This is a genomic window from Streptomyces sp. SAS_270 (assembly GCF_052543295.1).
Map to the genome: position 1 here is coordinate 54,282 of NZ_JBMNDS010000012.1, position 26,603 is coordinate 80,884.

The following is a 26,603-nucleotide window of genomic DNA, read 5'->3' on the forward strand; positions in this document are numbered from 1 at the left end:
TTTTGTGTGCACTGCTCTGGAAACGTGGAAGACTGGTCGGCATGAGTACCGCACGAGGAGCGCGCGCCCGAGCCAGGATCGAGGTCACAGCGGCCATCAAGGACGAGGCGCGCAGACAACTCGCCGCAGAGGGTGCCGCCAAGCTCTCCCTGCGGGCCGTGGCCCGCGAGCTCGGCATGGTCTCCTCCGCGCTGTACCGCTACTTCCCCAGCCGTGACGACCTGTTGACCGCGCTCATTATCGACGCGTACGACTCCCTCGGGGAGAGCGCGGAGTCGGCGCACGCCGAAGTCGCCGACGCCGAGCCGCGGGAGCGCTGGCGGGCCGTGTGCGAGGCGGCGCGGCGATGGGCGCTGGCGCATCCGCACGAGTACGCGCTGATCTACGGCTCCCCGGTGCCCGGCTACACGGCGCCGGAGACCACCGTCCCGGCTGCCGCCCGCGTGGGCCTCCTCCTGATCGGCATCGTCCGCGACGCGCATCAGGGCGAGGGGGTGGCGCGTACGCCGCTGCCCGCGGAACTGAAGCCCGAGGCGCAGCGGATGGCCGCCGACCTCGCACCCGACCTGCCGGCCGAGGTGATCGTGGCGCTCGTGGCCGCCTGGGCGCAGCTCTACGGACTGATCGGCTTCGAGCTGTTCGGGCAGTTCAACCGGGTCGTGGAGGAGCGGCAGGCGTTCTTCCGGCATGCGGTGGACCAACTCGCCCACGGCGTGGGGCTGGTGTTCCCCCGGTCCACGGGTGCGGCGGGCGGCGGGCGCGGCGGGGCCGGGTCCTGACGAGTAATTCGGCGGTTGGGTCCCTCCCCGGTGAATGGGCTGAGCCCTGCCAGTTTTCGCAACCATCTTGTTCTTGCAAGTAATATGCAACAAGCTTGGCTGGTCCTTACCGCTCGTACCGCCTGTCCCGGATGCGGAGCCACGCCATGCCCCAACTGCTGCCCGATCCCGGACCGCAGCGCGTCATCGCGGCCTCGAACTTCGTCTACACCCTGGGGAGCGGCCTCTATCTGACCGCCGGGGTCCTGTACTTCACCGAGGCGGTCCACCTTCCGGCAGGTCAGGTGGGGCTCGGGCTCGGCATCGCCGGGCTCGTCTCGCTGGCGCTGGGCATCGGCGTCGGTCACCTCGCGGACCGGCACGGGGCGCGCGGCGTCTACGCGACCACGCTGGTCGTCCAGGCGCTGGCGACGGCCGGGTTCGTACTGGCGGACGGCTTCTGGCCGTTCGTCCTCGCCGTGTCCGTGGCCACCGGCGGGAAGGCGGCCGGACTGGCCGCCCGCAGCCCGCTCATCCGGCACTACGGAGGGGACCGGCCGCAGGAGTTCCGCGCCTACCTCCGTGCCGTGACCAACGTCGGGATCTCCTTCGGGGCCCTGCTCGCGGGCTGGGTCGTCCAGGTCGGCACGCTCACCGCCTACCACCTGCTGGTCCTCGGCAACGCGCTCGCCTTCGCGGCCTCCGCGGCGATCCTGGTCCGCCTGCCGCCGGTGAAGCCCGCGGTCACGGCCGTCGGCCCTCGCTGGATCGCGCTGCGGGACCGGCCCTACCTGCTGATCACCGCCCTCGACGGCGTCATGGCCATCCAGTTCAAGGTGCTCACCGTGGCCATCCCGCTCTGGCTGGTGGGTGCCACCACCGCCCCACACTGGCTCATCTCGGGGACCATGCTCACCGGCACCGTCATGGTCGTCGCCCTTCAGGTACGAGCCAGCCGCAGCATCGACAGCCCTGCGGCGGGTGCTGGCGCCTACCGCAGAGCGGGCGTGGCCTTCCTCGCCTCGTGCGCGCTGATCTCGTTGTCCGCCGGGGTGCCGGCCTGGGCCGCCGCGACACTGCTCCTCACCGCGGTGGTGATCCACACGATCGGTGAACTGTGGCACTCCGCCGCGGGCTTCGAGGTGTCGTTCGCCCTCGCCCCGCCGCACGCCACCGGCCAGTACCTGGGCGTGTTCGGCCTCGGTGCCGGCCTGGCCGAAGCCGTCGGGCCGACCCTGCTCATCGCGCTCTGCATCAGCTGGGGCCGCCCCGGCTGGTACGTCGTGGGCGCACTGTTCGCCCTGACGGGCCTGGCCGCACCACCCGCTGTCCGCTGGGCGCAGCGCCGACAGGTCGTTGCTCAGCCAGTCCCTGAAGCAGCGCCGGTGTAGCGGCGACGCGGCTCCGTCTGCGGGTACTACGCAGGGAGTACGCGTGATCACGACGCCGGGGTGACGCCGTGGGGGTCCCGTGCGGTCTAGCGTGACGGTCATGGACGAGCAGCGCGCACGCAGGGGCGGTGGCCCGCGCCGGGCGTGGGGCGGGCCACCGGCGGTACGGCGGCCAGGGGGGTGGCAGGGCCCGCCGTGGTGGAACCGCCGGGACGGCGACGAAGGGGACACCCTCCCGCGCCGGCCGTGGCGCACCACGCTGCTGCTGACCGTCTTCGTGCTCATCGGCAGCAACTTCGCCGCGCATGCGCAGAGCGACCGTGAGCCGCTGAACCTCCTCGCCCGTGCCCTGCTCGTCGCGGGCTCCGGCCTGCTGCTCTGGCGCCACCGCCACCCGAGACTCGTGGTCTTCGGTACGGCGGCCTGCGTGATGGTCTACCTCGGCGCGGGCTACCCGTACGGTCCGGTGTTCCTCACCGTCGCCGTCGCCTGCTTCAGCGCCGTGCTCGCCGGGCACCGCAAGGCGGCCTGGGGAGCGCTCGGCATGCTGTGGGCGGCGCACCTCCTGGTCGGGCACTGGCTCTACCGGTGGCTGCCGCCGAACGACGACTCGGCCGCCTCCTGGGGCGGGGAGATCGCGGTCGCCACCTGGATGGTGGTGATCGTCGCGCTCTCCGAGCTGGCCCGCGTACGCCGCGAGCAGTGGGCCCGCGACCGTGCCGAACGCGCCCAGGCGAGCAAGCGGCGCGCCGACGAAGAACGCCTGCGGATCGCCCGCGAACTGCACGACGTCCTCGCGCACAGCATCTCGGTGATCAACGTTCAGGCGGGCGTCGGCCTGGCGCTGCTCGACTCCGATCCCGAGCAGGCCCGCACGGCGCTGACCACCATCAAGGCGGCCAGCAAGGAGGCGCTCGGGGAGGTACGCCAGGTGCTCGACACGCTGCGCACCCCAGGCGACGCACCGCGCGCCCCGGCCCCGGGCCTGGATCGGCTGCCGGAACTGGTCGAGCAGGCCGCCGGCGCGGGTCTGACGGTCGTCGTCGAGACGAGGGGCGCGCAACGGGCCCTCACCCCGGGCACCGATCTCGCCGCCTTCCGCATCGTGCAGGAGGCCCTCACCAATGTCGTACGGCATTCGGGATCGCGCCGCGCGCGCGTGCTGGTCGACCGCATGGCGGGTGCCCTTCGGCTGCGCATCGACGACGATGGGCCCGCGACCGGGGCGGACGCCGGCGGCAGCGGCAACGGTCTGGCCGGAATGCGGGAGCGGGCCGCCGCTCTCGGTGGCACGATCGAGGCGGGCCCGCGGGACGACGGAGGTTTCCGGGTGCTGGCGCTGCTGCCGCTGAAGCTCAAGGAGGACCGGTGATCCGCGTACTGCTCGCCGACGACCAGTCGCTGGTCCGGGCAGGTTTCAAGGCGCTGCTCGGTGCCCAGCCGGACATCGAGGTGGTCGCGGAGGCCGCCGACGGCGAGGAAGCGGCGCGCAAGGTGCGCGAACTGCGCCCCGATGTCGTCCTGATGGACATCCGGATGCCCGTGCTCGACGGTCTCGCGGCCACGCGCCGCATCACCGGCGACGCGGAGCTGGAGGACGTCAAGGTGGTCATGCTGACCACCTTCGAACTGGACGAGTACGTCTTCGAGGCGATCCGCTCGGGCGCCTCGGGCTTCCTGGTCAAGGACACCGAGCCGGAGGAACTCCTGCGCGCGGTACGGGCGGTGGTCGAGGGTGACGCACTGCTCTCGCCGGGCGTCACCCGGCGGCTGATCTCCGAGTTCGCCGCCCGCTCCAAGGAGCCGGCGGCCGCGCAGTCACTGGCCGAACTCACCGAGCGGGAACGGGAGGTGATGGCCCTGGTCGGGATCGGCCTGTCCAACGAGGAGATCGCCCGGCGGCTGGTCGTCAGCCCGCTCACGGCCAAGACGCACGTGAGCCGGACCATGGTGAAGCTCGGTGCCCGTGACCGTGCCCAACTGGTCGTGCTGGCCTACGAGTCGGGCCTGGTGCGGCCGGGCTGGCTGGGCTGAGCGGCCCGGCGGAAGCGCCCGAGGACGATCACGAGAACCGTGGGGAAGACGATGACCGCGCTCAGGGCGGCAAGTGGGCCCAGCAGGTCGTGCCGGGCGCGGAGGGATCCGAAGAGCATGGGGAGTACTTCGGAGACGCCGAAGAACGCGGCTCCGGCCAGGATCGCCGCGGCGAACAGGGCGTAGACGATCTCGACTGTCTCGGCGTCCTCCTCGGCCTTCGTGCGTCTCCCCATACCGCGAGTGTCACGGCAGCGCGTCCGGCAGGCAAGGAACTGCCCACCGGACGCGCGGAGTTGACTGCGGAATCAGTCGCGGACCGCCACAGGCGTCACGTCCACCCCTTCCTTCTGAACCGAAACAGCCTCCTCGGGTGCGGACTTGGCGACCACGAGCGACTCCCGTGCCGGTCGTGTCCGCAGCCCGGTGAGGGAGATCAGCAGGCCCACGACCGCGATGCCCGTGACCACGATCAGACCGGGCCGGTAGCTGTCGAGGACGGCCTGCGGCGAGGGGTTCTCGGGCGTGTGGGCGGTGACGACCGCCGTCACGACGGCCAGGAACAGGGCGCCGCCCACCTGCACCGAGGTGTTGAGCAGGCCCGAGACCATGCCCTGCTCGTGGTCCTCGACCCCGTTGGTGGCCTGGATGTTGAGCGAGGGGAAGACCAGCGCGCAGGCCGCGCCTATCAGCAGCATCGACGGCAGGATCACCGACGCGTACACGGGGTCGAGGTCCACGCGCAGGAACAGCGCGTAGCCGACGACCATCAGGGCGAAGCCCGCAGCCAGCAGCCGCGGCGTCCCCACCCGGTCGACGATGGCGCCCACCTTGGTGGAGGACAGCGCGACCAGGGCGCCCGCGGGCAGGAAGGCGAGCGCGGTGTGCAGCGCCGACCAGCCCAGCAGCGACTGCATGTACAGGGTCACCAGGAACTGGAAGCCGACGTACGAGCCGAAGAACGCCATCGCGCCCAGCTGCGCCCGGATCTGGCTGCCGGAGCGCAGCACCCCGAGCCGGATCAGCGGGCTCGGGCTGCGCCGCTCGACGGCGACGAAGACCGTGAGCAGGACGGCGACCGCGAGGAAGGAGAGCAGAGTACGGGCCGAGGCCCAGCCGGCCTCCGGGGCCTGTACGACGGTGAACACCAGCAGCAGCATCGATGCCGTGCCGAGGATCGCGCCGGGGATGTCGTAGCCGTTGTGGTCCTTCTCGCGCTCGCTGCGCGGCAGCAGCTTCAGGCCCGCCACCAGGGCGAGGAGAGCGATGGGCGCGGGCAGCAGCATGGTCAGGCGCCAACTGGCCTCGGTGAGCAGCCCGGACAGCACCAGGCCCATCGAGAAGCCGGTGGCCGCGCAGGTGGTGTAGATGGAGAGGGCGCGGTTGCGCAGCGGGCCCTCGGCGAAGGTCGTGGTGATGATGGAGAGGCCGGCGGGGGCGGTGAAGGCCGCGCTCAGGCCCTTGATGAAGCGGCTCGCGATCAGCAGCGGGCCCGAGTCGACGAGGCCTCCGAGCAGCGAGGCGACCGCGAAGACACCCAGGGCCACCAGGAAGACCTGGCGGCGGCCCAGCAGGTCGGCGGTGCGTCCGCCGAGGAGGAGCAGCCCGCCGTATCCCAGGATGTAGCCGCTGACGATCCATTGGAGTGTCGAGGTCGAGAGGTCGAGTTCGGACCCGATGGACGGCAGGGCGACGCCGACCATCGACACGTCCAGTGCGTCCAGGAACATCGCGGCGCAGAGCACCAGGAGGGTGCCCCACAGTCGAGGGGTCCAGCGTCCGTCGGACGCGGGGGTGGTGAGCGGAGAGGTCATGTCGAAGACACTACATGCACGCGCATCCAATGCAAACGCATTTAATTCCAATGCAATAAAGACGATTCTTTGCTAACGTGCGCCCATGGCGACGACCAACGCCGAGCAGGGGCTCGTGAACCAGTGGCGTGACATCCTCGCGGTGCATGCCCGCACCCTGTGCGAGCTCGACCGCGAGCTGCACCGACACGGCCTGGGCGCCAGTGACTTCGAGGTACTGGACGTGCTCGCCGAGAGCTCCGCGGCGGACGGCGACAGTACCTACCGCGTCCAGGAGATCTCCGAGCGCGTGCACCTGAGTCAGAGCGCCCTGTCCCGCCTCATCGGCCGTCTGGAGAAGGACGGGCTCGTGACGCGCTGCATGTGCCCGGAGGACCGGCGCGGCGTGCGCGTGGCCCTCACCCCCAAGGGCCGTGACCTGCACGACGAGGTGCTGCCCGTGCAGCGCGCGGTGCTGACGCGGATGCTGGTCCAGGGCCCGCCCGACTGACCCTTCGAACCGGCTGACTTCCGGGGCTCCGTTCCGCTCGGTTCAGCTCCAGGTGATCCCGGACTTCTCGCGCCACAGCGCGGCGAGCGTGGCGTCACCTGCCAGGGCAGGGAAAGGCAGCCGGTTCCACAGCGAGAGATACAGCCGCGCGGCCGGCCCGGACAGCTCGCAGTGCGCCTCTCCGGCAGCGTCCCTCGTGGTCACCGGGGCGTCCTGCGACAGGCGTACGGTCCACACCGCGTCCGAGGGCGCGTCCGACGCCCGTACGCGCAGCACGCGCGGCTCCTGCGTGCGGACTCCGCTCCGGGCGCGGGCGTGGAAGCCGTTCAGCAGCTCGTCGATCCCGTCCAGGGCGAAGTCCGTCGCGATGGCGGTCGGAGCCTCGGCGAGCGCCGACTCCGCGTCGACCCGGTGGACGGTCGTCTCGTGCGCCTGCCGCCGCGCCCAGAAGGCCAGCGGCGAGGGCGCGGGCAGGAAGCTCCAGCACTCGACGTCGGCGGGGGCGGTGGCCAATGTGTCGACGAGTCGGCGGTGGCCCTCCCGGAACCAGGCCAGGAGTTCGGCGCCGTCGAGGTCCGGCAGCCCACCGTCGGGATGGTACGAGGTGTGCCCCTCGGCGACGAACGCCGTCGCCCACCGATGCACCATGCCCGTGTGCCGTACCAGGTCGCGTACCTGCCAGCCCGGACAGGTCGCCACCTTCGCATCGGTTCCCGCCCGCTCGGCGGCCTCGGCCAGCAGCCGGCCCTCCCGGTCCAGGGTGGCCACGAACTCCGCAGTCTTCATGCGGCGAGTCTGCCGGATCGAGTGCGCTTCAGGGCCCGGAACCAGGCAGCCTCTCTCTGCGTCCCCTCGTGCATCCGCAAGATCAAGAACGTTCGATGAAGGGGTTCACGTGACCGGAACGGCCGACCGCTATCTGTACCTCGCCCGGCATGCAGAGGCGTCCTCCGACGAGAGCGCGCTGACGGAGAGCGGACGCCGGCAGGCGGTGCTCCTCGGTGAACGTCTCCGGGACAGCCCTGTCTCGGTGATCCATCACGGCCCGCTTCGACGGGCCGAGGAGACGGCCGAGTTGGTGCACGGCCGCCTCGACGGTGTCGACCTGCGGATGTCGAAGGCGGCCGGTGACTACATTCCGTACCTGCCCGAACCCGGCGAGATCACGGCCGAGTCCGGCGACGCCACCCTCGCTCGTCTTGCCCAATTCCCTGCTGAGGAACGGGAATTGGGACCGGCCCTGGCCCAAGAGGCGCTCCGGCGGTTCACCGGACCAGTCGAAGGGAGCGAGTCGCGCCACGAGTTGGTCGTCACCCACAACTTCCTCATCGGCTGGATCGTCCGTGCCGCTCTGGACGCCCCGAAGTGGCGCTGGATTGCTCTCAACCACGCCAACGCCGCGCTGACGGTCATCCGTTACGCCCCCGGGCGCCCGGCCTCCGTCCTTCTCTACAACGACACGGGCCACCTGCCCGCCCCGTTGCGCTGGACGGGCTTCCCGCCGGAGCTCCAGGTCTGAGCGTTGCCGGTGGCACAGATGTGCTGATCTGGCGTTGCAGAGGTGCCGACGGAGCCGGTCAAGTCGCCGGGGCCGACGTGGCGTTCACTCCTCAGAGAGGGGAGAGCGGAGGCGTTGCCACGTCGACGGGGGTGTCGGGGTGCGGGCGGCGGGCCAGCAGTACGGCGGTGACGATGACCCAGAGTCCCGAGAGCATGAAGGCGAAGAAGCCGACCCAGGGGATGAAGACCAGGATGCCGAGGACGATGCCGGCCCAGCCCAGCCATCGGGGCAGGGAGCCGACGGGGGCGCGCACCGTGGCCAGGCCGGCGGCCAGCAGCATCAGACCCATCCCGCCGACGAACGGGATGAAGAAGTCCTCGCTCAGCGCGTTCAAGGCCTGCAGCGTGTCCCTGCCCGCGCTCGACTTGTCCGCGAGGTCCACGAGGGCCAGGTTGATGCCGGCCCCTGTCCAGAAGCCCGCGGCTATCAGCACACCACCGGCGAGGACCACCCTGCGCAGCCAGTCGACACTGGACGGCGTGCTGCGGACGACTCGGGCCAGATACGCCGCGAAGAAAATGAACAACGCCCCTGCGAGCACCAGCAGATACAGACTCACGAACGTCCGTCCCTGGTGGGCGTCGTAGTACGATCCGACCTGCCTGCCAGGGGTGTCGACGTCCGGCGTGTCGCCCAACAGCAGGAATGAGACGACGGTCAGTGCCACGGCCAACAGGCCGCTCAACGGTGCGACTCGCACGAGAGACCTCCTACCCCCGCTCACAGGGCGTGCCCCTCCCCTCCCAGGCTCCCAGGGATCCCCTCGCCCCGCCATTCGAGTGAACGCCGCGAGGCGTCAGCCGGCCGCCGCGCGCCGGGTGGCGAACCCGATGCCGGCGGCGAGCGCCGCCAGCACGGCGACGCTGGTGAGCGCGGTGGGCAGCGAGTACCAGTCCGCCATGAACCCGATGGCGGGCGGGCCGAGGAGCATGCCGCCGTATCCGAGGGTGGAGGCGACGGCGACCCCGCTCGGACCGGCCAGCGCGCCGGCGCGTTCGACTGCGACGGGGAAGATGTTGGCGAGGCCGAGCCCGGTGATCGCGAAGCCGAGCAGGGCCGCCCAGACCGAGGGGGCGAGCGAGCCGAGCAGCATGCCGACGGCGGCCGTCGCCCCGCCGGCCACCACCGTAGGGGTGCGACCGAGCCGTTCCAGGAGCGCGGTGCCGCTGAGCCGGCCGAGCGTCATGGCAAGCGCGAAGCAGGAGTAGCCGGCCGCGGCGACGCCAGGGTGGGCGTGCAGATCCTGTTCCAGGTGCAGCGCACCCCAGTCGGCCAGGGCCCCTTCGCCGTACGCCGTGCAGAGTGCGATCAGGCCGAAGACGACCACCAGTCCACGGGTGCCGGGGCCCGAACGGCGTGGGCCCGGGTCCTCGCGGTCCGTCTGTTCGGCCGGTACCGGCGGCTCGATACGCAGGAGGGTGCGCCCGGCGGCGGCTGTCACGAGCAGACCGATCACGGTGAGGCCGAGCAGGTGGCGGGTGGGGGACACGGACCCCGCGACCAGCCCGCCGAGCCCGGCCCCGATCATGCCGCCCAGGCTGAAGGCCGCGTGGAAGGTGGGCATGATCGGCCTGCGCAGCGCGGCCACCAGGTCGACGGCTGCGCTGTTGAAGGCGACGTTGATGCCGCCGTACGCGGCGCCGAAGACCAGCAGTACGGCGGCGAGTGCGGGCGCGGAGTGGGTGAGTGGGGGCAGGGCGACGCTGAGGGAGAGCAGGACCGCGCAGGCGACGGTGACGGGGTGGCTGCCGTAGCGGCGGCACAGACGTCCGGTGAGGGTCATGGTGACGACGGCTCCGGCCGAGACGCCGAGGAGGGCGAGACCGAGGGCGGTGGCGGAGGCGCCGGTCTGCTCCTTGATCGCGGGGATGCGGACGACCCATCCGGCGAAGACGAAGCCGTCGAGGGCGAAGAAGGCGGTGAGGGCGATACGGAGTCGGGTGAGGGAGCGGTCCGGCACGGCGTTGTGCAGGATGAGTTTGTTTATTAGCGGCACAAAGTCAGACTAGGTGGCAGTCGGTGGCCGGGACAAGGAAGTAAGCGCCTGCCCGCACATGACGGTTGTGCTGAAGCGGGCGACATGGTGCCGATGCGGACCGGGTGGGCGGGGCCGCTCGGCGCGTCATCTTCGTGGTGGCGCGGTGCTCTGCCTGATCATCAGGCTGGTCGGGACGAGGTCGGTCCCGGGCGGGGAACCGCCGCGGGTGCGGATCTGCTCAAGGACGCCCTGGACGCATCGGCGGCCCACTTCGGCGAAGTCCTGGTGGACGGTGGTGAGGGGTGGGACGAAATAGGCGGCGTCGGGGATGTCGTCGAAGCCGACGACGCTGATGTCGGCGGGGACGGCCAGGCCGCGCTCATGGAAGGCGCGCAGCAGCCCCAGGGCCATCTGGTCGTTGGCGACGAACACGGCGGTGCAGTCGGGCTTCCCGGCGAGCGTGAGACCGGCCGCGTAGCCGGACGCGGCCGACCAGTCGCCGTGCAGGAGCGGCGGCACCGGACACCCCGCCTCCTCCAGCACGGCACGCCAGGCCTGGGTGCGCCGCTGGCCCGCGAAGGACGCCTCAGGGCCGGTCACATGCCATACGGTGCGGTGGCCCAGGTCGAGCAGGTGCCGGACGGCCTTGCGGGCACCGTCGGCCTGATCCGTGTCGACCACGCTGTAACGGTCCCCGGCGTCGGAGTCCACCACGACGGCGTGCACGCCGGGCGGCAGTTGCACCGTGCCGGTGTCGAGCAGGTGGATCTCCATGATCACGACGACGGCGTCGACAGCCAGCTCGCCCATCCGCGTGAAGGCGCCCAGCACGTTGTCCTGGGTCGGGACGTCGATGGGGATCAGTGTGATCGCATACCCCTCGGCCGCCGCGTGCGTGGCGATCGCCTCCACGGTGCGGCTGTTGCCCGTCGAGGACAGGCTGAAGAGGATCACGCCGATGGTGTTGAACTGGCCGTAACGCAGGGCGCGGGCCGCGCTGTTGGGCCGGTAGCCCAGTTCCCGCATCGCCGCGAGTACCTGCTCCCGGGTCGAACCGATCACCCCGGGATGGCCGTTGGAGACCCGCGAAACGGTCTGGGACGAGACTCCCGCGAGCTTGGCGACATCGGCCATGGACACGCGCTGCTTACGGCGTCCGCCGGGCACGCCGGAGCCGCCCCGTTGGGCGCCGCCCGCGGCTACGGGGACCGGCTCCTCCCGGTGGTTCAAGTCCATCGTCCCCTCAACTCCCGCTTCCCTGAACTCCCGCTTCCTTCGACTCCCGCTTCCCTCGGCCCGGGACGTCGGTAGGCGGTGCAACGGATGTTACGCGTGGGAAACCTTGACGACCGCTGGGGCGGATGCCACGATTCCGACGCCCCGAAGTTTACGTAAACATCGCTAGGGGAGCAGCCCGGCGGGAGACTCGGCGGGTGTTCTGTCCGCAGCATGTTTACGTAAACATGACGTCGCGATGGTGGAGCAGGGAGGAGCGCAACGGTGGTTCCCAGCACCGACGAGGATGCGCAGCGCCTCGCGGCCGCCCGCTTCGGGACGGCAGACGCCGAACGGCCGCCGGGCCGACACAGGCGCCCATCGACGAGGGGCCGGTTCGGCGCCGTACGCCTGACGACCGGACGTCGGTTCGACGGCAGGCGCCCGTCGACCGGCCGACAGCTCGACGGCGGACGACCGCCGCCCGTCGCGAGGGCCGCCCGTCGCGAAGGCAGCCTCCGCCAAGGACCGCGCATTGCGCCTTCCTTGAGCGGGCCGACGCCGACGCGGAGAACCGAGTGGGTGGCGCCCTCCCCTCCACCCCGGCTCCGCTGAACCTGCTGATTCCACGCCACCGGAGTCACGCGCGAATGACGTGACGGCCTCTGACGGCCTCCCCTTCTCCCTCGTGCCCAGCGCGGTGGGAACCGGTACCCGCCGGTCCATCAACGGGGCCGCCGACGGCGAGCCGACACCGCCCGTCCGGCCCTGAACACCTCCGACGGCTGCTCTCCACGCGCAGACTCCCCATGCGCCGAGCCGCCATCTCCTGAAAGGGCAAGCTGATGCGCAAGACCCCCGCCAGAACCCGGTCCACCTCACGGTCACGTGCCGCCGTCGTGGCGGTCGCGATCGCCGCGATCGGCGGTACGACGCTCGTGGGCAGCCCCGCCTCCGCCGCTCCGAGCGGCGACACGACCCAGTTCAAGGGCGTGAACTGGGCCGACCCCCGCGACAACTACGCCGACGACCCCGTCGTCCTGTCCGGCCTGTCGACCTCCGACACCTACGCCCAGACGTACGCCAAGGCGAGCCGGGTCATCTCGGCGTTCCGCGCGAACCTCGGTGCCAACACGGTCCGGCTGCCCATCAACCCGTACACGGTCAACGGCCCCTACTGGAAGTCCTACCGGGGCGTCATCGACGCGGCGACGGCCCACGGCTTCAAGGTCATCGTCTCCTACTGGGAGGGCACGGGCGCCCGCAAGGACGGCTTCATCGACGACCCCGCCACCTACTGGCCCATGTGGAACACCGTGGTCAAGGCCTACAAGGGCAACTCCAGGGTCTACTTCGAGCCGATGAACGAGCCGCACGGCTACACCGACACCGAGTGGGCCGACCTCGCCGTCAAGTGGCTGGGCACCTATCCGTCGGTCCCGCGCAACCGGGTGTTCGTCAGCGGCGCCGGTTACAACGACCACGTCACCTCGGTCTGTGCCGACCCGCGCCTGAAGGGCACGTACCTCTCGCTGCACCACTACGGGTTCTGGAAGGAGTACGCCACCTACGACCAGTGGGTGTCCGACCTCAAGGAGCGCATCGGCAACTGCGCGAGCCGGACCGTCGCCGACGAGTTCGGTGCACCGATGACCACCGGTCTCGACTACAACAAGGCGACTCCGGACAACAACTCCATCAACTTCATCCAGGCCGACACCGACACCTTCCGTCAGCTGAAGATGGGGTCCGTCTACTGGCCGGGCCTGCGCACCGACGACACGTATTCGCTGCAGAAGCTGATCGGCGACGCCGCCCGGCCGTGGCTGGCCACCACCAACCAGTCCGGTGCGGACCGGCTGGCCTGGAGCTGGGGACGCGGCAAGCCTGTCAGCCCCTGACGGGTTCGTTGTTCAAGGGACGGTCGGCCGTGATGCTCTCGCATCGCGGCCGACCGCGTCTGTGCGGTGGTCCCGCCATGTCGTCGTTCTGCATCCACCCCAGGAGTCCGGCACGACTATCGGCTCACCACACGGCGCGGTCGTACTGCGGCTCAGTCACCGGCAGATGGGCCTCGGCGGCGACAACGGCCGGGGCGCGCACACGCACGACGAGCGCAAGGCTGTTCGCGCACCGCGACTGCTCCTACTCCTATCGGCTGCATCGGCTCGACGACATCGACAAGCCGTTCGAGGCCGTGCGGCGGTCCACGGCAGGGGAGTTCGCCGGGTGGAGCGGCGGACGGACCGGAACGAGCCGCCAACGGGCTTCCGCGGACGCGTAACCCGGGACAGGGGTCGATCGGTGTACAAGTCGGGCCGATCGGCCTCTTTCCGTGCATGGAGGGCGCGCCCACCCTGGCGCCAACTCCACCGAGCCGCTCAGGGGAACCGTCATGCCGCAGCCGCGCTCCGCCCTTCGACGACTTCTCGCCGTCTCGTCCGCCTGTGTGTTGGGCGGCTCCGCCGCGGTGGTACTCGCCCCGCCCGCGGCGGCCGAACCGGCCACACCGGTCGGCTATCCGGCGGCCGCGAGCGCCACCCGCTACTCCGGGCTCGCCTTCGACACCTGTACGGCCCCTTCCCTGGCCACCATGAAGGCCTGGAGCGCGTCGCCGTACCGCGCCCTCGGTGTCTACGTCTCGGGCGCCAACCGCACATGCGCGCAACCGCAGTTGACCGCCGCGTGGGTGGCCTCCGTGGCGAAGCTGAAGTGGCGTCTGCTGCCCATCCACAAGGGCCTGCAGCCGCCGTGCGGAGCCCGGCCGTCCGACACGAAGATCAGCACGAGCCCGGCGACAGCCCGGTCACAGGGCGCCGCTGCCGCCGGGCAAGCGGTGGCTGCGGCCAAGAAGCTGGGCATGGTGGCCGGCAGCGCCCTCTACAACGACATCGAGGACTATCCCCAGAACAACAGCACGTGTCGCGTCTCCGTACTGAACTACGCCTCGGCCTGGACCAAGGAACTGCACCGGCTCGGGTATCTCTCCGGCGTCTACATGAACCTCACCCTGGGCGCCAGGCAACTCGCCGACGTCTACACGTCGTCGACATACGCACGACCGGACGCCCTGTGGGTCGCGCGCTACGACGGGCTCGACTCCCTCAAGGGCTGGGCCGGTGTCGCCGACTCCAAGTGGGCCCGGCACCAGCGCGCCAAGCAGTACCGCGGCAGCCACAACGAGACGTACGGCGGCGCCACCGTGAACATCGACACCGACCGGGTCGACGCGCCCGTCGCCACGGTCGCCCTCCCGTACAAGGCGACCGGCACCGCGACGGTCAACGCCCGCACGGGCCCCTCGACGACCTACCCCGTCGCCGCGACGTACGCGCCCGGCGCGGCCCTCAAGGTCGTCTGCCAGGCACCCGGCCCCAAGGTCGGCGGCACCCCCGTGTGGGACAAGCTCGGCAACGGGTTCTATGTCGCCGACCACTACGTCGACACCCCGTCCGCGACCGGCTACAGCCCGCCCCTGCCCCGCTGCACGTACCCGTATCAGGTCGAGTCGGCGAGCGGCCTCACGGAGCGCAGCGGCCCCGGCGCCGGATACTCCGGCGTGGGTACCTCGCCCAACGGGGCGCTGGCGTGGGTCACTTGCCAGCGCCCCGGTTCGGTCGTGGGAACGAACAAGGTCTGGGACGGACTCGACAACGGGCACTACGTGTCGGACCACTACGTGGCCACGCCCAGCGGCACCACGTACAGCAAGCCCGTGCCGCGCTGCTGACCCCACGCGCCACTGTCGCGGCCACCTTGATCGAGGGCTTCGCCGACGCGTTCACCCGATCGTGACCGACGGCGAACTCCGCGACCGTCTCGGGCAGTCGGGCCACGTCCCGCTGATGGTGCTCACCGCGCTCACGGTGGGATTCCCCCCGCCGTCCCGGACGCCCTGGCGGCTGCTGCGCACGAACTCACCGTGCGGCAATGGCTCGACACCACGGTCCGGGCCGCCGTAGAAGGGTCACTGGAACGAGCACCCCGGGTTGGGGGCGTCCTCGGAGAACGGCGCCCCGTGCGGCAGGACGTACAGGACGTCCAGCACGAGCGGTGCGCTGCCGAGGTTGCGGCCGATGTGGACGTGATCGGAGCCGCTCGGCTCCACGATGGTGCTCCCTGCTCTGTAGACACCGTCGGACGCACAGGTCGAGTCGAAGTGGCTCAACGTGCCCTGCTTGACCACCGCGTACAGCGGGCCGTCGTGGTAGTGCCAGCCGGTGCTCTCGCCGGCCGGGACCGTGATCTCGCGCAGGGTGTAATCGGTGCCGCCCACGGTGGACTGGGCGATGATCTTGGCGGTGACGCCGGGGCCGGGCGGCGTCGCGTGCGCGGTTCCACCGACGAAGGTCGTGGCCAGGAGCGTGAGCGCGGCCAGTGCCGTACGAGCCTTGTATCGCATGGGAGTGGTCCTTTACCGGTCGAGGGACACGAGTTCCTTCCGTATATGCCCGGGTCAGACCGGAAGCAGCCGTGCCACGAGTCCGCTGAGCTGCTGGACGTTGCGGCACTCGTGCATCTCGACGACCTCGGCGTAGTCGAGGGCCGCCGAGTCGCCCGTGCCCCACTGGGATGTGCCCTCGGGGTTCAACCAGTAGACGCGGCGGGCCCGTTCGCCGATGCGGCGAAGTGCCGGGAGGTTCGGGTCGCTCATGTTCGTACGGGCGTCGCCCAGGACGAACACGGAGCTGCGGGGGCCGACCGCGTCGACGTACCGCTCCGCGAACTCGCCCAGCGCCACACCGTAGTCGCTGCTGCCGTGCCAGCCGGTCAGCGTGGCGTGCTCAAGGATGCGGCCTGCGAGGCCCTCCGCGTCGGCGGCGCCGCGCACGACCAGGCCGGTCACCTCGTCGATCCGGTTGACGAAGGCGAAGACTCGTACCTTGCTGAACTGGTCGTGCAGCGCCTGTACCAGCAGCATCGTGAAGTCGGAGAACCCCGCCACCGATCCGGACACGTCGCACAGCAGCACGAGTTCGGGACGCACCGGGCGGCGTCGGCGCAGCACCGGACGCATCGGCACGCCACCCGTCGACAGCGAGCCGCGCAGGGTGCGGCGCAGGTCGATGGTGCCGCGCGAGGCACGGCGGCGGCGCGCGGCCAGCCGGGTGGCGAGCTTGCGGGCGAGAGGATGCACCGTCCGCCGCAGCTCGGCGAGTTGGGTGCGTCCGGCGAGCAGGAAGTCGACCCGGTCGGCGGTCGGGACGACGGCCCGGCGGGCGATCTCGTCCCTGCCGCGCCGCTCGGCCACCCTGCGGCGCGCCTCGGTGCGCACCTGCCGTCTGAACTCCTCGATCCGCTGCCGGAGTTCGTCGTCGAGGAGACGGTCCGTGAAGGCGGCCGCGGAGGACTGCGCGCCCTGTGCACGGACACTCGCGCGGACGCGGGCCAGCAGCGTCTGCGGACGCAGCCGGTCCAGCGTCTGGTACGACGACCAGCCGTCCGACCCGGACGAGGATCCCGGTGAACTCCCGTACGCACCGAAGGCATCCACCGCCTCCGCGGCCAACTGCCCCATCAACGCCTGGTCGTTGGCGGCCAGGGCGGCCGCCAGCCGATCCCGCAGATCGTCCCGGTCGCCGCGGCGCACGGCCCCCTCGTCATCGCTTTCGCCGTCGCGGTCGAGAACCGGGGCTCCGACACTGCGCGGAAAGTAGAGGTCGAAGACCGGGTCGAACACGGCCCGTTGGGCGGTGCCGTGCAGCAGCGCGGAAGCCAGGCCCTCCCTCAGATACGCGCGGTCGGTCAGACCGAGCGCCTCCAGAGCCCGCGCGGCGTCCACGGTCTCGCCGGTGCCGATCCGGATGCCGTGCCCGCGCAGCGCCTGAACGAGCCCGGTCAGCCGCTCCGGCACTCCGGCCGGCGCACTCACACGGCGTCCAGATCGAGCTTGGCGGCCGCCTTGAGGATGTCTTCCTGGTGCTTGAGGAGCACACCGAGACTGTCGCGTACGACGGTCTCGTCGAGGGTGTCCGCGCCGAGCGCGAGCAGCGTACGCGCCCAGTCGATGGTCTCGGCGACGGACGGCACCTTGCGCAGATCCATCTCGCGCAGCGCCCCGACCACCCGTACGACGGACTCGGTCAGCGCGGCATCCAGACCCGGCACCTTGAGCCGTACGATACGACGCTCCAACTCCTCGTCGGGGAAGCCGATGTGGAGGAAGAGGCAGCGCCGGCGCAGCGCCTCGGACAGCTCACGGCTCGCGTTCGAGGTGAGCACCACGAACGGGCGGCGCGTCGCGGCGATCGTGCCCAGTTCGGGCACGGTGACCTGGAAGTCGCTGAGCACTTCGAGAAGCAGGCCCTCCACCTCGACGTCCGCCTTGTCGGTCTCGTCGATCAGCAGCACCTTCGGCTCGTCGCCGCGGATCGCCGTGAGCAGCGGGCGCGGCAGCAGGAACTCCTCGCCGAAGATGTCCGTGCGCGCCTCGTCCCATGTCTCGTCGCGACCGGCGCTGATACGAAGCAGTTGCTTGGCGTGGTTCCACTCGTACAGCGCGCGCGACTCGTCGACGCCCTCGTAGCACTGCAGGCGGATCAGGCGCGCGTCCGCGACCTCGGCCACCGCCTTCGCCAGCTCCGTCTTGCCCACCCCCGCCGGCCCCTCCACCAGCAGGGGCTTGCCCAGGCGGTCGGCGAGGAAGACGGTGGTGGCGACGGCGGGCGAGGCCAGATAGCCGGTCTCGGCGAGGCGCGCGGAGACGTCCTCGACGGATGTGAAGTAACCGGTCGTCATGCGGTGTGCCCCCGGGTCTCGACCCACCGTGCTCGACGGCGGCGTGCTGCGTCTTCCCTGCTACGTGATCAGGTCCCGTGCACCGTCCACAAGAGGCAGACGCTGTTTGCGTCGAACGTCACGGCCCGGCGCCGGCGGGCGAAGGGTTGGTAGTCCTTGGCTCTGTGTTCCGCGGTTCGGGAGGGTCCGGAGGGGGAGGGCGGATGTCCGACCCTCAGTGCGGGGGCTTCGGGAAAGGTCCTGTGTCAGCCGGTCCTCTCACGATCTCGGCAGAGAGATCGGTGACCTTCACGCGGTGAGTGCGCGCATGCCGCCGCATCAGGGCGAAGGCCTCGGTGGACGTGCAGCCGAGGCGTTCGGCCAGCATGCCCTTGGCCTGCTCGATGGCGATCCTGCTGTGCAGCGCGGCCTGCAACTGCTCGGTGCGGCACTGGGCCTCGTGCAGAACACTGCGGTGCGCCAGGCCGACGCCCGCGGCGTCGGCGAGGAGTCGGCTCCATCGCACGTCCTCGGGGTGCAGGACGCCTTGTCGGTGATAGAGGACCAAGGCCCCGAAGACGCGGTCCTGGTGGGTGAGGGGCAGGGCCGAGAGAGCCGTGAACCCCGCATCCAGGGCGCGGCGGGTGAACCGCGGCCACCGGATGCGGCCGTGCGTACGGACCATCGGGAGGTCGGTCAAGGGGCTGCCGGAGCGGACCGTGTCGAGACCCGGCCCCTCCTGCAACTCCATTTGATCGTGCTCCAGTTGAACGGCGATGTCGTCGGATCCCGCCAGGCGGTGGGGTCGGCCCGGGCCGCCGTCCGCGAGACTGCAGCCGGCTGCGTCCACGCCGGTGACATGCACTGCGCTACAGGCCAGTCGCCGTAGGAGATCGCCCTCGTCCTCACCCTGGTGCGGGGCGGCGGCGAGAGCGAGAAGTGCTTCGGCGGCCTGGTGTTCGTGAACCGGGGGTGCCATCGCTCCATCCATCGGTTGCTGGTCGTTCGATGGGGACCGCGCCCCAGAGCACGGCCTCATGAGCGGACGCTCGGGCTTCCGAAGCGGTCGCTCGACCCAGCAGGCAAGCACATCGAGCTGCTGCCCCGTTACTGTGAGTTGATGCCTGCCGAACGGATTCTCTGTCAGCTCGGGTCACGTGCACGCAAGGTGGCTCGTCCGTCCGATGCCACTGCGTGAAGTCCTGGAGTGACGGCGTCCCGGGACTCGTACGCCCGGGAATCGCCTGCCGAAAACGGCCCGACAGAGGGTACGAACAGGTCCGTTACGGGCACGATGGGGTTACCACTGTGGTGCCACCCCGGACCCTGGTGGCGTCTGGCGCCGCATCCATCAGTCGCGCCATCTGACGTGCCGTCGCTCCGCGCGGGAGGAGCACACCTGGGGGTGGGCCCATGGACACCCGTCACTTCACCTTCGCACTGCGTCACCATATGGTGGCGGACACCTTGCTCCTTGAATTCCACGGGGAGTTGGACGCCTGGGCGGATCTGGAACTCGCTCCGCGCGTGGCAGCCCTTCTCCGCCGTCGCCGGCGTGCCGTTCTGGTCGATCTGCGGTCGGTGACCTTCCTGGACGCGGGCGGGCTGCGGCTGCTCCTGCGGATCAGCGAGCGGTCGCCGCGGCGGAAGGGCCGGGTACGGCTCGTCCTCGACAGTCCGCAGATCCTGCGGGTCCTGCGCATCACCGGTGTGGACGGCGTCTTCACCGTGCTCGGTGAACTGCCCGTCCCCTTCGCGGCGGACGACACGCCGGACGACACGGACGTGCCGGCATGATCCGCCCGACCCCGTCCGCACTTGCGGGGCCGGATCGCAGGGGAAGACGCGGCCGACGGCAGGGGAGACAGCCGCGTCGCAGGGGCGCCGCGCCGCGCGCGTGATCCCATGAAGGGCGCACCCAAGGAGGACACATGACCACCCTTGCCATCGTCGGAGCCGGCCCCGGCCTCGGAGCGGCCGTCGCCCGGCGGTTCGGCCGCGCGGGACACGACGTCGCCCTGATCTCCCGTAGTCAGCAGCACCTCGACGCGCTCGCCGCCGGTCTCACCCGGGACGGTGTGACCGCGGCCGGTTTCGCCGCCGACGTACATGATCCGGACGCTCTCGCGGCAGCGCTGGAAGCCGCGGGCAGGGCGCTGGGCCCGATCGAGGTCCTGCAGTACAGTCCGGTTCCGCACAAGGACTTCATGCGGCCGGTCCTGGAGACCGGCCCGGCCGACCTGGCAGGGCCGATCGCCTTCTCCGTGTACGGGCCCGTGGCCGCCGTAGGACAGGTGTTGCCCGGCATGCGGCGGCTGGGTCGCGGCACCGTCCTCTTCGTCAACGGCGGCACCGCCGCGGTTCCGCACCCCGAGCGCGCCGGCACCTCGATCGCCTTCGCCGCCGAGAGCGCGTACGGCCATCTCCTGCACGAGACGCTCGCCGACGACGGCATCCACGTCGGGCAGCTCATCGTCCCGGGAGCGATCGTTCCCGGACACCCGAGGAAGGACCCGGCCGTGCTGGCGGACCTCCTGTGGACCATTCACCGCGACCGGCACGGCTTCCGGCACTTCGCGGACGATCTCGACGCCGCCTGACGGCGCGCGACCGGGCGGGGGCCTCGGCGCGCCGGCCGCTACGGCTCGCGCGCCGGCCCCGCCCGGGATGCCCGCGTGGATCACCGCCCGCAGACTGGCTCCATGGCGCGGGCGCAGCGACGCACGGCGCCCCACCCGGACCGGCGGAGGCCGCTGACATGCTGCCCGGATTCCTCGGCAGAGCGATCGAACTGTTCCTCGGACGCGAGGGGCGCTCGCTGCACCTCAAGGCGGCGGGCGGCGCGACCGCCGTACTCGCCGTGACACTGCTCGTCGGCTCCCGGGCGGTGGTCGCCGCCGAGGAAGGTGCGCGGGGCGCCACGCTCACGTCGTACCCGAGAGCTCTGTGGTGGTCGGTGGAGACCGCGACGACGGTCGGGTACGGGGACTTCTACCCGGTCACCCTGTGGGGCCGGATCGTCGCCGCCGTGGTGATGGGCGTGGGCATCACCACGTACGGGATGGTGACGGCGGCCCTCGCGACCTGGTTCGTCGGCCGGGAGGGGAAGCGCCGAGGACACCTCGCGGAGGTCGCGGAGGTCGCGGAGGCCGCGGGCCGCGCCGCGCACCGCATGGGCGACGAGACCGCACGGGCCCTGCACGAGCGCTTCGACCGGCTGGAGCGCGAACTCGCCCGTCGCGACGGCCCCGGACCGCCTTCCCCACCGCCGACCGACCCCTACGTCAGGTGAGGCGCTTCCAGGGGAACGGTGCGAGGTCGGGCTCCACCCATCCGGTCCTCGCCTGCGCGGCGGCCGGCGTCGACGGGCGGTGGAAGCGGGTGAGCAGCCGCTTGTCGAGCAGCGCGCGGTGATGCTCGGCGAAGGCGGTGAAGTCGCCACCCCCGCCGTCACCCCCGTTGTCCCCGACGCCGTCACCGCCGCCCGGTGTGTCCGCGGGGCGCGCGGTCGCATGATGGCCGACGAGTTCCACCCAGGCCCGGCTGACGGTCGCGTGGTATTTCTGCGGTGCGCCCGCGTACCGGGCGGTGCGGCGGATGCCCTCACCGACCAGGCTGATCGCGGCGGGTACACCGCAGCGCCGCACGGCCGGCCAGGTCAGGTGGATGTGCTCGCGGTGTCCGAACCGGTCGGCGGCTGCCATGACTTCGGCCATCAGCTCCTCGAAGGCGGAGGCGTCGTCGTCGGGTGGTCGGGGTGGCTGCGGCGTCACGAGGACACCTCCGTCAGGGCTTGCAAAGCGGTGCGCAGGGCGGTGACCGTCTCGGCGGGCAGGGCCGCGAGCGCGTGGTGCTCCAGGTCGGTGAACGCCTGCCGGATCCTGGCGGCGGTCCGGCGTCCGGAGGGCGTGAGTTCGACGAGTACGGCGCGACGGTCTCCAGAGCGGGCGCCCCGGGAGATGTGGCCGCGCCGCTCCAGCCGGTCCAGGACGCTGGTCAGGGTGGTGGGACGGGTGCCGACGGCGGCGCCCAGCTCGGAGACGGTGCGCCCGTGGCCGTCGGCCAGATTGGCCAGCGTTGATCTCGGACGCGGTGAGGTCCAGATCCGCGAGTTCCGCGGAGAGGGCCTGCAGGGTGGCGTGGGTGGCCCGCTGGAGAGCGAGGGCAAGGGGTGGTGCATGACAGGGCCCCAGGAAATTGCCGCAGGTATAGGGGGGCCCTTCCCGTTTGCCATGCGCACGGCGGTGGGTACGTCGTGAGGGCAGCGCTGAAACAGCATGGCCGAGGCAGGGCCAGGACTGTGTGTAAGGGGTCAGCGTCCTCCCCCGGGAGTACGTCGTTCCTGGTGACTGCTGCTCGGGGGGCAGGGCAGAAGCCTCCGCGGGCACGATGTGCCGGGCCGCGTGAGCGCGGAACCTGGTCGTGTCAGGCATGAGGAGGCAGTCATGAACCGACAGATCCGCATCCGCCCCACCCGCAGGCCCACCACCCCGCGCGACACGACGATCGACCGGCGGACCCCGTCGGGACGCCTGCTGCCGTACTGACCCCGGCTCACAACGGGGAATCCCGTGCTTCCGTGACGGAGGATCGGCGATGGCCGCGCAGCATCGCCAGGGAGCGGATCGGCGCCGCACGGGTGTGAACATCCTGAATCGCTGCTGCCGTACGGCCCACGGGCGTCGGCGGCAGCGATTCCCCGGCGCAGGATGACGTCACCTGCGCCCTCCCGCCAACTGCGCCTGCGAAGCCTCGACGTAGGCGTGGCGCGACATCGGCGCCCGCGGGCGGTGGCATGGTCAAGAAAGATGCCCCCTGGGGCGGTGGCCTGACGGAGACGTGGGCACTCGGCACGTAGACCCCTTGTGGACGCGCAGGCCGGAAGGCCAGGCCGCAGCCGTCGGTGACCGGCTCGCCGACGGCTTCCGCACACAACGCTCCCTGGGGCTGACTCATGGCCGATAGTGATGGATCATGTGCGCGGACCGCACGCGACCGGGCAGGGGTGATAGGGATGCGGCCCGAGCATAGCGACCACCGCGACGATCAGATTGACGGCGGCGAACCGACCGAGGAGCAGGATCACCGGCGCATCACCGGCGCGCTGTCGGCCGCCTCCGCTGATGTCGATGCCCGGCTGGTGCCCGAGGCGCTGTGCCGCGCCTGCGTGGGACTGGTGCCGGTGACCGGCGCGTCCGTCTCCCTCTCCGGAGGCGGGGTCATGCGGGCGACCTGGTGCGCAAGCGACGACACGTCGGGGCAGCTGGCCGAGGCGCAGTACACCCTGGGGGACGGGCCGTGCCAGAGCGCGCTGGACCTGGGCGTGCCCGTACTGGCTCCCGACCTCACGGGCAGGGACGCGCGCCGTTGGCCGCTCTTCGCCCAGCAGGCCGTCGGGATGGGGGCGCGGGCGGTCTTCTCGCTGCCGCTGGGCATCGGCGGAATGGCGATCGGCACCCTCGATCTGTACCGGGACACCACCGGATCCCTGTCGGACCGCGCCCTGCGGATCGCCCTGCTGGTGCGGGACGCGGTCACTTTCGCCGTGCTGAATCTACAGACGGAGCACGACGTGGTCGAACAGGTGGCCGGAGACGGAGTGGCGTCATGGGTAGAGGCCTCGCAGGCGGACCACACCGAGGTGCACCAGGCGGTCGGCATGGTGATGGTGCAACTCGACGCGGATCCGCAACAGGCCTTGGACCGCATGCGGGCGCGCGCCTTCGCACAGGGGCGTTCGGTGAGCCAGGTGGCCCACGACGTCGTCGCACGCAAGCTGCGTTTCTGGCCGGAGACGCAGGGGAGGCGCAGTCGGGACGACTACCCGCACCGCGGCGGTCGAGAGGGACTGGACGGTGAACGGTGATGAACCGCGAACAACGGCTCGCCGCGGCATTCGTCGGGCTGTCCGACACCCTCGCCGACGACGTCGACCCGGTCATACTGCTGGACCGGCTGGCCCGCCACTGCGTGGAGATCATCGGGGCCGACGGGGTCGGGATCATGATGGCCACCAGCCGTGGTGACCTGCGCACCATGGCGGTCACCGACGAGCGGACCGGCTTCCTCGAACTCCTGGAACTGCAGGCCGGAGAAGGACCGTGCCTGGAGTGCTACCGCAAGGGCGTGCCGGTCGACTCACAGGACCTCGACGCGCACACCGACCGCTGGCCGGAGTGGGCGCCGCTCGCGCGCAGGTCCGGCTTCCGCTCGGCGCACGCGCTGCCCCTGCGCGTCAACCACCAGACGATCGGCGCGGTCAACCTGCTGCTCGATATTCCGGGCGGGCTGCCCCAGGCCGATCTGGTGCTGGCGCAGGCGCTGGCCGACGTGGCCGCCCTCGCGCTGATCCACTGGAGCGTGGAGCGGACCAGGCCGAGTGACATCCACACGCGGTTGCAGGTCGCCGTCGCGGTCAAGTCCATGGTCGACATGGCCACCGGCATGATCGCCGAGCACGGCGGCCTCGGCCCCTCCGAGGCGCTGTCCGCCCTGCACGTCTACGCCGCCGGGAACAACTGCCGTCTCATCGACACCGCCCGAGCCCTGGTCCAGCGCACGCTGCGGCTGGAAGAGGTACTCGGCGCCAGTCGCTGATCGGACGCCGCCCCCGGCGGGCTCGGGGTGGGGCGCCAGGGCGCGGGGGCGGGACGGCGGGGGGACCGTGCTCGACCGCCACGCCCTGGCTGTCGTAAGAGATGCGTTCCGCACGCCGGGCGGCGTCGGCGCTTCCGGAGCCTCAGCGCACGGCTGTGCCGATGTCGGCGTGGCTCAGTGCGCACACCTCGGAGTGCGTCGCGCGTGGTGGGGCGGGGGAGGGGAGCAGGGCCCAGACGGTCTTGCCCCGGCCGTCGCGGTGCCGTGCCACACCCCAGGCCTCGGCCAGCGCCCCGACCAGAGACAGCCCGCGGCCGCTCTCCTCCTGCTCGCCCTGCCCGTCGTTCGCGGGGCGAACGTGAGGCACGGTCGTGCTCTCGTCGCGGACCTCCACCAGGCAGGATCCGTCGTGCAGCGCCGTGACGGCGATCTCCACCTCCCGTTCCAGCACGGGGCCGTGCCGTACGGCGTTCGTCACCAGCTCGGAGACGACCAGGAGCGCCGCGTCCGCCGCCTCGCTGCCGGTCTCGTGGCCGCACACGGCGAGATGCCGGCACACACGCAGCCGGGCCAGGCCCACCGAGGACGGATGCCTGGGCACCCGGAACGCGTCGCGTCTCACCGCACATCCCCCTTGCCGCGCACACGGTTTCCGCACAAAGTGCAGCGCATGGCAGCCGCCCGGCGACAGTCCGCGTCGGGCGGCCCCGGCAGGAACGCGACACCGCCGGGCAGGCGGAATCCGGGCCTCCTACCGGATTCCGCCTGTGATGACGTGTACGGGGGAGAGCGCCCGCCCGCGGGGCGCGCCGGCCCGCGCCACAGTTCAACGGGGCTGTCACGGACGGGACAACGGATGGACCGACCCCGTCCGTCTTGTCGCGGATACGTTCGGATAATGCGCCGGGCACACGCACGTGCGTGCGAAAAACGGCCGAACTTCGCCGGTCGCCAAACCGTCAGCCGTGGCATCGACCGCTGTGCGGGATCCCGGGCGGGGAGGCGGGAACAGGCTCCGGAGCCGACGGGTGCGACTCGTCTGCCGCGGAGAGTGTGTCCTCGGGCTCTTTGCCGCGCGATGTCCAGGACCGCAGCCGGGCCGTCAGTGCGTCCCGCCAGGGTTGGCCGCGTCCGTGCAGAAGGCCGAGGAGGATCGCGCCGCCGACGGCGATGAGGTGTTCGCGCCCCGCCAGGTTCGGGTGGGTGATCGATTCCCACACCATCGAACCGCCGGTGAGGGTGAAGACGACGGGCGCGCGCCGGACGACCGAGAGGTAGGTGAACAGGCCCACCACCGCGGCGGACGGCCCGGTGTCGAGCACCTGGCCCGCCTCGGGCGGCAGCCCCAGCCCCCACCAGCCAGGCCCGAGAGCGAGCATCACCCGGACCGTGAGGGTGCCCATGAGAGTGGTGGCGTAGGCGACGGCCAGCGTGCGGGCCCGGCCAAGGGTGAGTTCGGCGAGCGCGAAGGCGAGGAAGAGCTGGGTGATGCCCGCCCACACCGGCAGGTCGAGGGCGGGCACGTACAGCGACACGGGCGTACGCAGCAGCGCCAGCGGAAGGGACAGGTCGCCCTGTACGCCACCGATCAGTCGCACCACCTCCGCGCCGGCCTGCCGCTGGGCGATCGCGTGGAAGAAGATGACCCCTAAGACGGCCACGAGCGCCAGCGACAGCGCGGACGGCCCGCGGCGCAGCAGCTGCCGCACCGGATCGACGACCATGCCCTGGAACTCCCCGTAGAGCGTGCGCCCCACGAACCGGAGGAACCGGCGCAGCGCGGCGCCCGCCCTGCCCGGCACGTCGCCGCCGGTTCTGTGCGGGCTGTCGTCACCGGTGCTGTTGCCGACGGGGCCGCTGCTGTCGTCGCTCCCGGGATCCGAGGCCGGTGGCGGTCCCTCGCCGTCCCGCCCTTCGCCCGAGGCAACGTCGTCCCCGTCCTGGCCACGACGTCCCTCCGCCGTTCGGAGCAAGTCGCTTCTCCCCCTGCCACGCTCGTACAGACAATCGCATCGATCGTGTCCATATCGTATCGATCGTGATCCGTA

General features: G+C 71.2%; 27 protein-coding genes. 13 read left to right on the forward strand and 14 right to left on the reverse strand.

From position 1 onward, the window contains the following. Nucleotides 1-41: 41 nt before the first annotated feature. The 4 genes from ACN6LB_RS11095 to ACN6LB_RS11110 all read left to right on the forward strand — a co-directional run bounded on the left by ACN6LB_RS11095 (nucleotide 42) and on the right by ACN6LB_RS11110 (nucleotide 4,183). Complete coding sequence (locus ACN6LB_RS11095) at nucleotides 42-779, forward strand: TetR/AcrR family transcriptional regulator (RefSeq protein WP_445025664.1); 738 nt, start codon at nucleotides 42-44, stop codon at nucleotides 777-779. A 146-nt stretch (nucleotides 780-925) separates the two neighbouring features. Further along, a complete protein-coding gene (locus ACN6LB_RS11100) occupies nucleotides 926-2,149 on the forward strand; it encodes an MFS transporter (protein ID WP_445025665.1) in 1,224 nt (407 codons plus the stop codon). A 100-nt stretch (nucleotides 2,150-2,249) separates the two neighbouring features. Further along, the gene (locus tag ACN6LB_RS11105; protein ID WP_445025666.1) at nucleotides 2,250-3,521 is read left to right on the forward strand and encodes a histidine kinase; all 1,272 of its coding nucleotides are present in this window, start codon (nucleotides 2,250-2,252) and stop codon (nucleotides 3,519-3,521) included. Then, entirely contained in the window at nucleotides 3,518-4,183 is a 666-nt protein-coding gene (locus tag ACN6LB_RS11110) for a response regulator (protein WP_445025667.1), read from the forward strand. Before ACN6LB_RS11105 ends, ACN6LB_RS11110 begins: the two co-directional genes overlap by 4 nt. On the opposite strand, the gene ACN6LB_RS11115 is transcribed toward ACN6LB_RS11110, so the two are convergent. Both ACN6LB_RS11115 and ACN6LB_RS11120 read right to left on the reverse strand, forming a co-directional pair. Further along, nucleotides 4,144-4,419, reverse strand: a complete 276-nt coding sequence (locus ACN6LB_RS11115) for a DUF6332 family protein (RefSeq protein WP_356137524.1) — start codon at nucleotides 4,417-4,419, stop codon at nucleotides 4,144-4,146. The two genes, ACN6LB_RS11110 and ACN6LB_RS11115, sit on opposite strands and share 40 nt — an antisense overlap. A 72-nt stretch (nucleotides 4,420-4,491) precedes the next feature. Then, on the reverse strand, nucleotides 4,492-5,997 hold the full coding sequence (locus ACN6LB_RS11120; protein WP_356137526.1) for an MFS transporter: 1,506 nt from the start codon (nucleotides 5,995-5,997) through the stop codon (nucleotides 4,492-4,494). 85 nt (nucleotides 5,998-6,082) lie between these two features. Here ACN6LB_RS11120 and ACN6LB_RS11125 point away from each other — a divergent pair, with 85 nt between their 5' ends. After that, nucleotides 6,083-6,487 carry a MarR family winged helix-turn-helix transcriptional regulator gene (locus ACN6LB_RS11125; protein ID WP_356137528.1) on the forward strand — a complete coding sequence of 135 codons (405 nt, stop codon included), beginning with the start codon at nucleotides 6,083-6,085 and terminating at the stop codon, nucleotides 6,485-6,487. Nucleotides 6,488-6,529: 42 nt separating this feature from the next. Here the strand turns inward: ACN6LB_RS11125 and ACN6LB_RS11130 are convergent, their stop codons facing one another. Then, nucleotides 6,530-7,273 (reverse strand): maleylpyruvate isomerase family mycothiol-dependent enzyme, encoded by a 744-nt coding sequence (locus tag ACN6LB_RS11130; protein WP_445025668.1) that lies wholly within the window; start codon nucleotides 7,271-7,273, stop codon nucleotides 6,530-6,532. A 109-nt stretch (nucleotides 7,274-7,382) separates the two neighbouring features. Between ACN6LB_RS11130 and ACN6LB_RS11135 the strand changes: the two genes are divergently transcribed. Continuing rightward, nucleotides 7,383-8,006: a histidine phosphatase family protein gene (locus ACN6LB_RS11135; RefSeq protein WP_445025669.1), complete on the forward strand. Its 624-nt coding sequence runs from the start codon at nucleotides 7,383-7,385 to the stop codon at nucleotides 8,004-8,006. Between the two features lie 91 nt (nucleotides 8,007-8,097). Here ACN6LB_RS11135 and ACN6LB_RS11140 read toward each other — a convergent pair whose 3' ends face one another. The 3 genes from ACN6LB_RS11140 to ACN6LB_RS11150 all read right to left on the reverse strand — a co-directional run bounded on the left by ACN6LB_RS11140 (nucleotide 8,098) and on the right by ACN6LB_RS11150 (nucleotide 11,262). Beyond that, nucleotides 8,098-8,748 (reverse strand): hypothetical protein, encoded by a 651-nt coding sequence (locus tag ACN6LB_RS11140; protein ID WP_445025670.1) that lies wholly within the window; start codon nucleotides 8,746-8,748, stop codon nucleotides 8,098-8,100. 96 nt (nucleotides 8,749-8,844) lie between these two features. Further along, complete coding sequence (locus ACN6LB_RS11145; RefSeq protein ID WP_445025740.1) at nucleotides 8,845-10,008, reverse strand: MFS transporter; 1,164 nt, start codon at nucleotides 10,006-10,008, stop codon at nucleotides 8,845-8,847. 162 nt (nucleotides 10,009-10,170) lie between these two features. Then, nucleotides 10,171-11,262, reverse strand: coding sequence for a LacI family DNA-binding transcriptional regulator (locus ACN6LB_RS11150; protein WP_445025671.1), 1,092 nt, complete (start codon nucleotides 11,260-11,262; stop codon nucleotides 10,171-10,173). A gap of 824 nt (nucleotides 11,263-12,086) precedes the next feature. On the opposite strand from ACN6LB_RS11150, the gene ACN6LB_RS11155 reads away from it, so the two are divergent. Further along, complete coding sequence (locus ACN6LB_RS11155; RefSeq protein ID WP_445025672.1) at nucleotides 12,087-13,142, forward strand: glycoside hydrolase family 5 protein; 1,056 nt, start codon at nucleotides 12,087-12,089, stop codon at nucleotides 13,140-13,142. Between the two features lie 494 nt (nucleotides 13,143-13,636). Continuing rightward, complete coding sequence (locus tag ACN6LB_RS11165) at nucleotides 13,637-14,971, forward strand: glycoside hydrolase domain-containing protein (protein ID WP_445025673.1); 1,335 nt, start codon at nucleotides 13,637-13,639, stop codon at nucleotides 14,969-14,971. 237 nt (nucleotides 14,972-15,208) lie between these two features. Here ACN6LB_RS11165 and ACN6LB_RS11170 read toward each other — a convergent pair whose 3' ends face one another. The 4 genes from ACN6LB_RS11170 to ACN6LB_RS11185 form a co-directional block, all read right to left on the reverse strand. Next, a complete protein-coding gene (locus tag ACN6LB_RS11170; protein WP_445025674.1) occupies nucleotides 15,209-15,643 on the reverse strand; it encodes a cupin domain-containing protein in 435 nt (144 codons plus the stop codon). 54 nt (nucleotides 15,644-15,697) lie between these two features. Further along, nucleotides 15,698-17,113 carry a VWA domain-containing protein gene (locus ACN6LB_RS11175; protein WP_445025675.1) on the reverse strand — a complete coding sequence of 472 codons (1,416 nt, stop codon included), beginning with the start codon at nucleotides 17,111-17,113 and terminating at the stop codon, nucleotides 15,698-15,700. Then, the gene (locus ACN6LB_RS11180; protein WP_356137546.1) at nucleotides 17,110-17,979 is read right to left on the reverse strand and encodes an AAA family ATPase; all 870 of its coding nucleotides are present in this window, start codon (nucleotides 17,977-17,979) and stop codon (nucleotides 17,110-17,112) included. The genes ACN6LB_RS11175 and ACN6LB_RS11180 overlap by 4 nt, the downstream gene beginning before the upstream one ends. 214 nt (nucleotides 17,980-18,193) lie before the next feature. After that, nucleotides 18,194-18,937, reverse strand: coding sequence for an ANTAR domain-containing protein (locus ACN6LB_RS11185; protein WP_445025676.1), 744 nt, complete (start codon nucleotides 18,935-18,937; stop codon nucleotides 18,194-18,196). A 434-nt stretch (nucleotides 18,938-19,371) separates the two neighbouring features. On the opposite strand from ACN6LB_RS11185, the gene ACN6LB_RS11190 reads away from it, so the two are divergent. The 3 genes from ACN6LB_RS11190 to ACN6LB_RS11200 all read left to right on the forward strand — a co-directional run bounded on the left by ACN6LB_RS11190 (nucleotide 19,372) and on the right by ACN6LB_RS11200 (nucleotide 21,250). Further along, a complete protein-coding gene (locus ACN6LB_RS11190; protein WP_445025677.1) occupies nucleotides 19,372-19,755 on the forward strand; it encodes an STAS domain-containing protein in 384 nt (127 codons plus the stop codon). 134 nt (nucleotides 19,756-19,889) lie between these two features. Further along, nucleotides 19,890-20,558, forward strand: coding sequence for an SDR family NAD(P)-dependent oxidoreductase (locus tag ACN6LB_RS11195; RefSeq protein WP_445025678.1), 669 nt, complete (start codon nucleotides 19,890-19,892; stop codon nucleotides 20,556-20,558). Nucleotides 20,559-20,716: 158 nt separating this feature from the next. Further along, nucleotides 20,717-21,250 carry a potassium channel family protein gene (locus ACN6LB_RS11200; RefSeq protein WP_445025679.1) on the forward strand — a complete coding sequence of 178 codons (534 nt, stop codon included), beginning with the start codon at nucleotides 20,717-20,719 and terminating at the stop codon, nucleotides 21,248-21,250. Here the strand turns inward: ACN6LB_RS11200 and ACN6LB_RS11205 are convergent. Both ACN6LB_RS11205 and ACN6LB_RS11210 read right to left on the reverse strand, forming a co-directional pair. Continuing rightward, nucleotides 21,243-21,731: a hypothetical protein gene (locus ACN6LB_RS11205; protein WP_445025680.1), complete on the reverse strand. Its 489-nt coding sequence runs from the start codon at nucleotides 21,729-21,731 to the stop codon at nucleotides 21,243-21,245. The genes ACN6LB_RS11200 and ACN6LB_RS11205 overlap by 8 nt on opposite strands. Beyond that, the gene (locus tag ACN6LB_RS11210) at nucleotides 21,728-22,138 is read right to left on the reverse strand and encodes a MarR family winged helix-turn-helix transcriptional regulator (protein ID WP_445025681.1); all 411 of its coding nucleotides are present in this window, start codon (nucleotides 22,136-22,138) and stop codon (nucleotides 21,728-21,730) included. The genes ACN6LB_RS11205 and ACN6LB_RS11210 overlap by 4 nt, the downstream gene beginning before the upstream one ends. Nucleotides 22,139-22,972: 834 nt before the next feature. Here ACN6LB_RS11210 and ACN6LB_RS11215 point away from each other — a divergent pair. Together ACN6LB_RS11215 and ACN6LB_RS11220 are read left to right on the forward strand one after the other, a co-directional pair. Continuing rightward, nucleotides 22,973-23,824, forward strand: a complete 852-nt coding sequence (locus tag ACN6LB_RS11215; protein WP_445025682.1) for a GAF and ANTAR domain-containing protein — start codon at nucleotides 22,973-22,975, stop codon at nucleotides 23,822-23,824. Beyond that, nucleotides 23,824-24,555 carry a GAF and ANTAR domain-containing protein gene (locus ACN6LB_RS11220; RefSeq protein WP_445025683.1) on the forward strand — a complete coding sequence of 244 codons (732 nt, stop codon included), beginning with the start codon at nucleotides 23,824-23,826 and terminating at the stop codon, nucleotides 24,553-24,555. The genes ACN6LB_RS11215 and ACN6LB_RS11220 overlap by 1 nt, the downstream gene beginning before the upstream one ends. A 142-nt stretch (nucleotides 24,556-24,697) precedes the next feature. Here the strand turns inward: ACN6LB_RS11220 and ACN6LB_RS11225 are convergent, their stop codons facing one another. Both ACN6LB_RS11225 and ACN6LB_RS11230 read right to left on the reverse strand, forming a co-directional pair. Next, on the reverse strand, nucleotides 24,698-25,177 hold the full coding sequence (locus ACN6LB_RS11225; RefSeq protein WP_445025684.1) for an ATP-binding protein: 480 nt from the start codon (nucleotides 25,175-25,177) through the stop codon (nucleotides 24,698-24,700). A 337-nt stretch (nucleotides 25,178-25,514) separates the two neighbouring features. Further along, nucleotides 25,515-26,528 (reverse strand): hypothetical protein, encoded by a 1,014-nt coding sequence (locus ACN6LB_RS11230; RefSeq protein ID WP_445025685.1) that lies wholly within the window; start codon nucleotides 26,526-26,528, stop codon nucleotides 25,515-25,517. Nucleotides 26,529-26,603 lie beyond the last annotated feature (75 nt).

Coding starts and splice junctions, on each gene's coding strand:
- ACN6LB_RS11185 (WP_445025676.1), bottom strand. CDS start 18,937: ATGGCACCCCCGGTTCACGAACACCAGGCCGCCGAAGCACTTCTCGCT.
- ACN6LB_RS11105 (WP_445025666.1), top strand. CDS start 2,250: ATGGACGAGCAGCGCGCACGCAGGGGCGGTGGCCCGCGCCGGGCGTGG.
- ACN6LB_RS11190 (WP_445025677.1), top strand. CDS start 19,372: ATGGACACCCGTCACTTCACCTTCGCACTGCGTCACCATATGGTGGCG.
- ACN6LB_RS11170 (WP_445025674.1), bottom strand. CDS start 15,643: ATGCGATACAAGGCTCGTACGGCACTGGCCGCGCTCACGCTCCTGGCC.
- ACN6LB_RS11095 (WP_445025664.1), top strand. CDS start 42: ATGAGTACCGCACGAGGAGCGCGCGCCCGAGCCAGGATCGAGGTCACA.
- ACN6LB_RS11200 (WP_445025679.1), top strand. CDS start 20,717: ATGCTGCCCGGATTCCTCGGCAGAGCGATCGAACTGTTCCTCGGACGC.
- ACN6LB_RS11180 (WP_356137546.1), bottom strand. CDS start 17,979: ATGACGACCGGTTACTTCACATCCGTCGAGGACGTCTCCGCGCGCCTC.
- ACN6LB_RS11165 (WP_445025673.1), top strand. CDS start 13,637: ATGCCGCAGCCGCGCTCCGCCCTTCGACGACTTCTCGCCGTCTCGTCC.
- ACN6LB_RS11130 (WP_445025668.1), bottom strand. CDS start 7,273: ATGAAGACTGCGGAGTTCGTGGCCACCCTGGACCGGGAGGGCCGGCTG.
- ACN6LB_RS11125 (WP_356137528.1), top strand. CDS start 6,083: ATGGCGACGACCAACGCCGAGCAGGGGCTCGTGAACCAGTGGCGTGAC.
- ACN6LB_RS11215 (WP_445025682.1), top strand. CDS start 22,973: ATGCGGCCCGAGCATAGCGACCACCGCGACGATCAGATTGACGGCGGC.
- ACN6LB_RS11210 (WP_445025681.1), bottom strand. CDS start 22,138: ATGCACCACCCCTTGCCCTCGCTCTCCAGCGGGCCACCCACGCCACCC.
- ACN6LB_RS11150 (WP_445025671.1), bottom strand. CDS start 11,262: ATGGACTTGAACCACCGGGAGGAGCCGGTCCCCGTAGCCGCGGGCGGC.
- ACN6LB_RS11155 (WP_445025672.1), top strand. CDS start 12,087: ATGCGCAAGACCCCCGCCAGAACCCGGTCCACCTCACGGTCACGTGCC.
- ACN6LB_RS11115 (WP_356137524.1), bottom strand. CDS start 4,419: ATGGGGAGACGCACGAAGGCCGAGGAGGACGCCGAGACAGTCGAGATC.
- ACN6LB_RS11100 (WP_445025665.1), top strand. CDS start 926: ATGCCCCAACTGCTGCCCGATCCCGGACCGCAGCGCGTCATCGCGGCC.
- ACN6LB_RS11120 (WP_356137526.1), bottom strand. CDS start 5,997: ATGACCTCTCCGCTCACCACCCCCGCGTCCGACGGACGCTGGACCCCT.
- ACN6LB_RS11220 (WP_445025683.1), top strand. CDS start 23,824: ATGAACCGCGAACAACGGCTCGCCGCGGCATTCGTCGGGCTGTCCGAC.
- ACN6LB_RS11195 (WP_445025678.1), top strand. CDS start 19,890: ATGACCACCCTTGCCATCGTCGGAGCCGGCCCCGGCCTCGGAGCGGCC.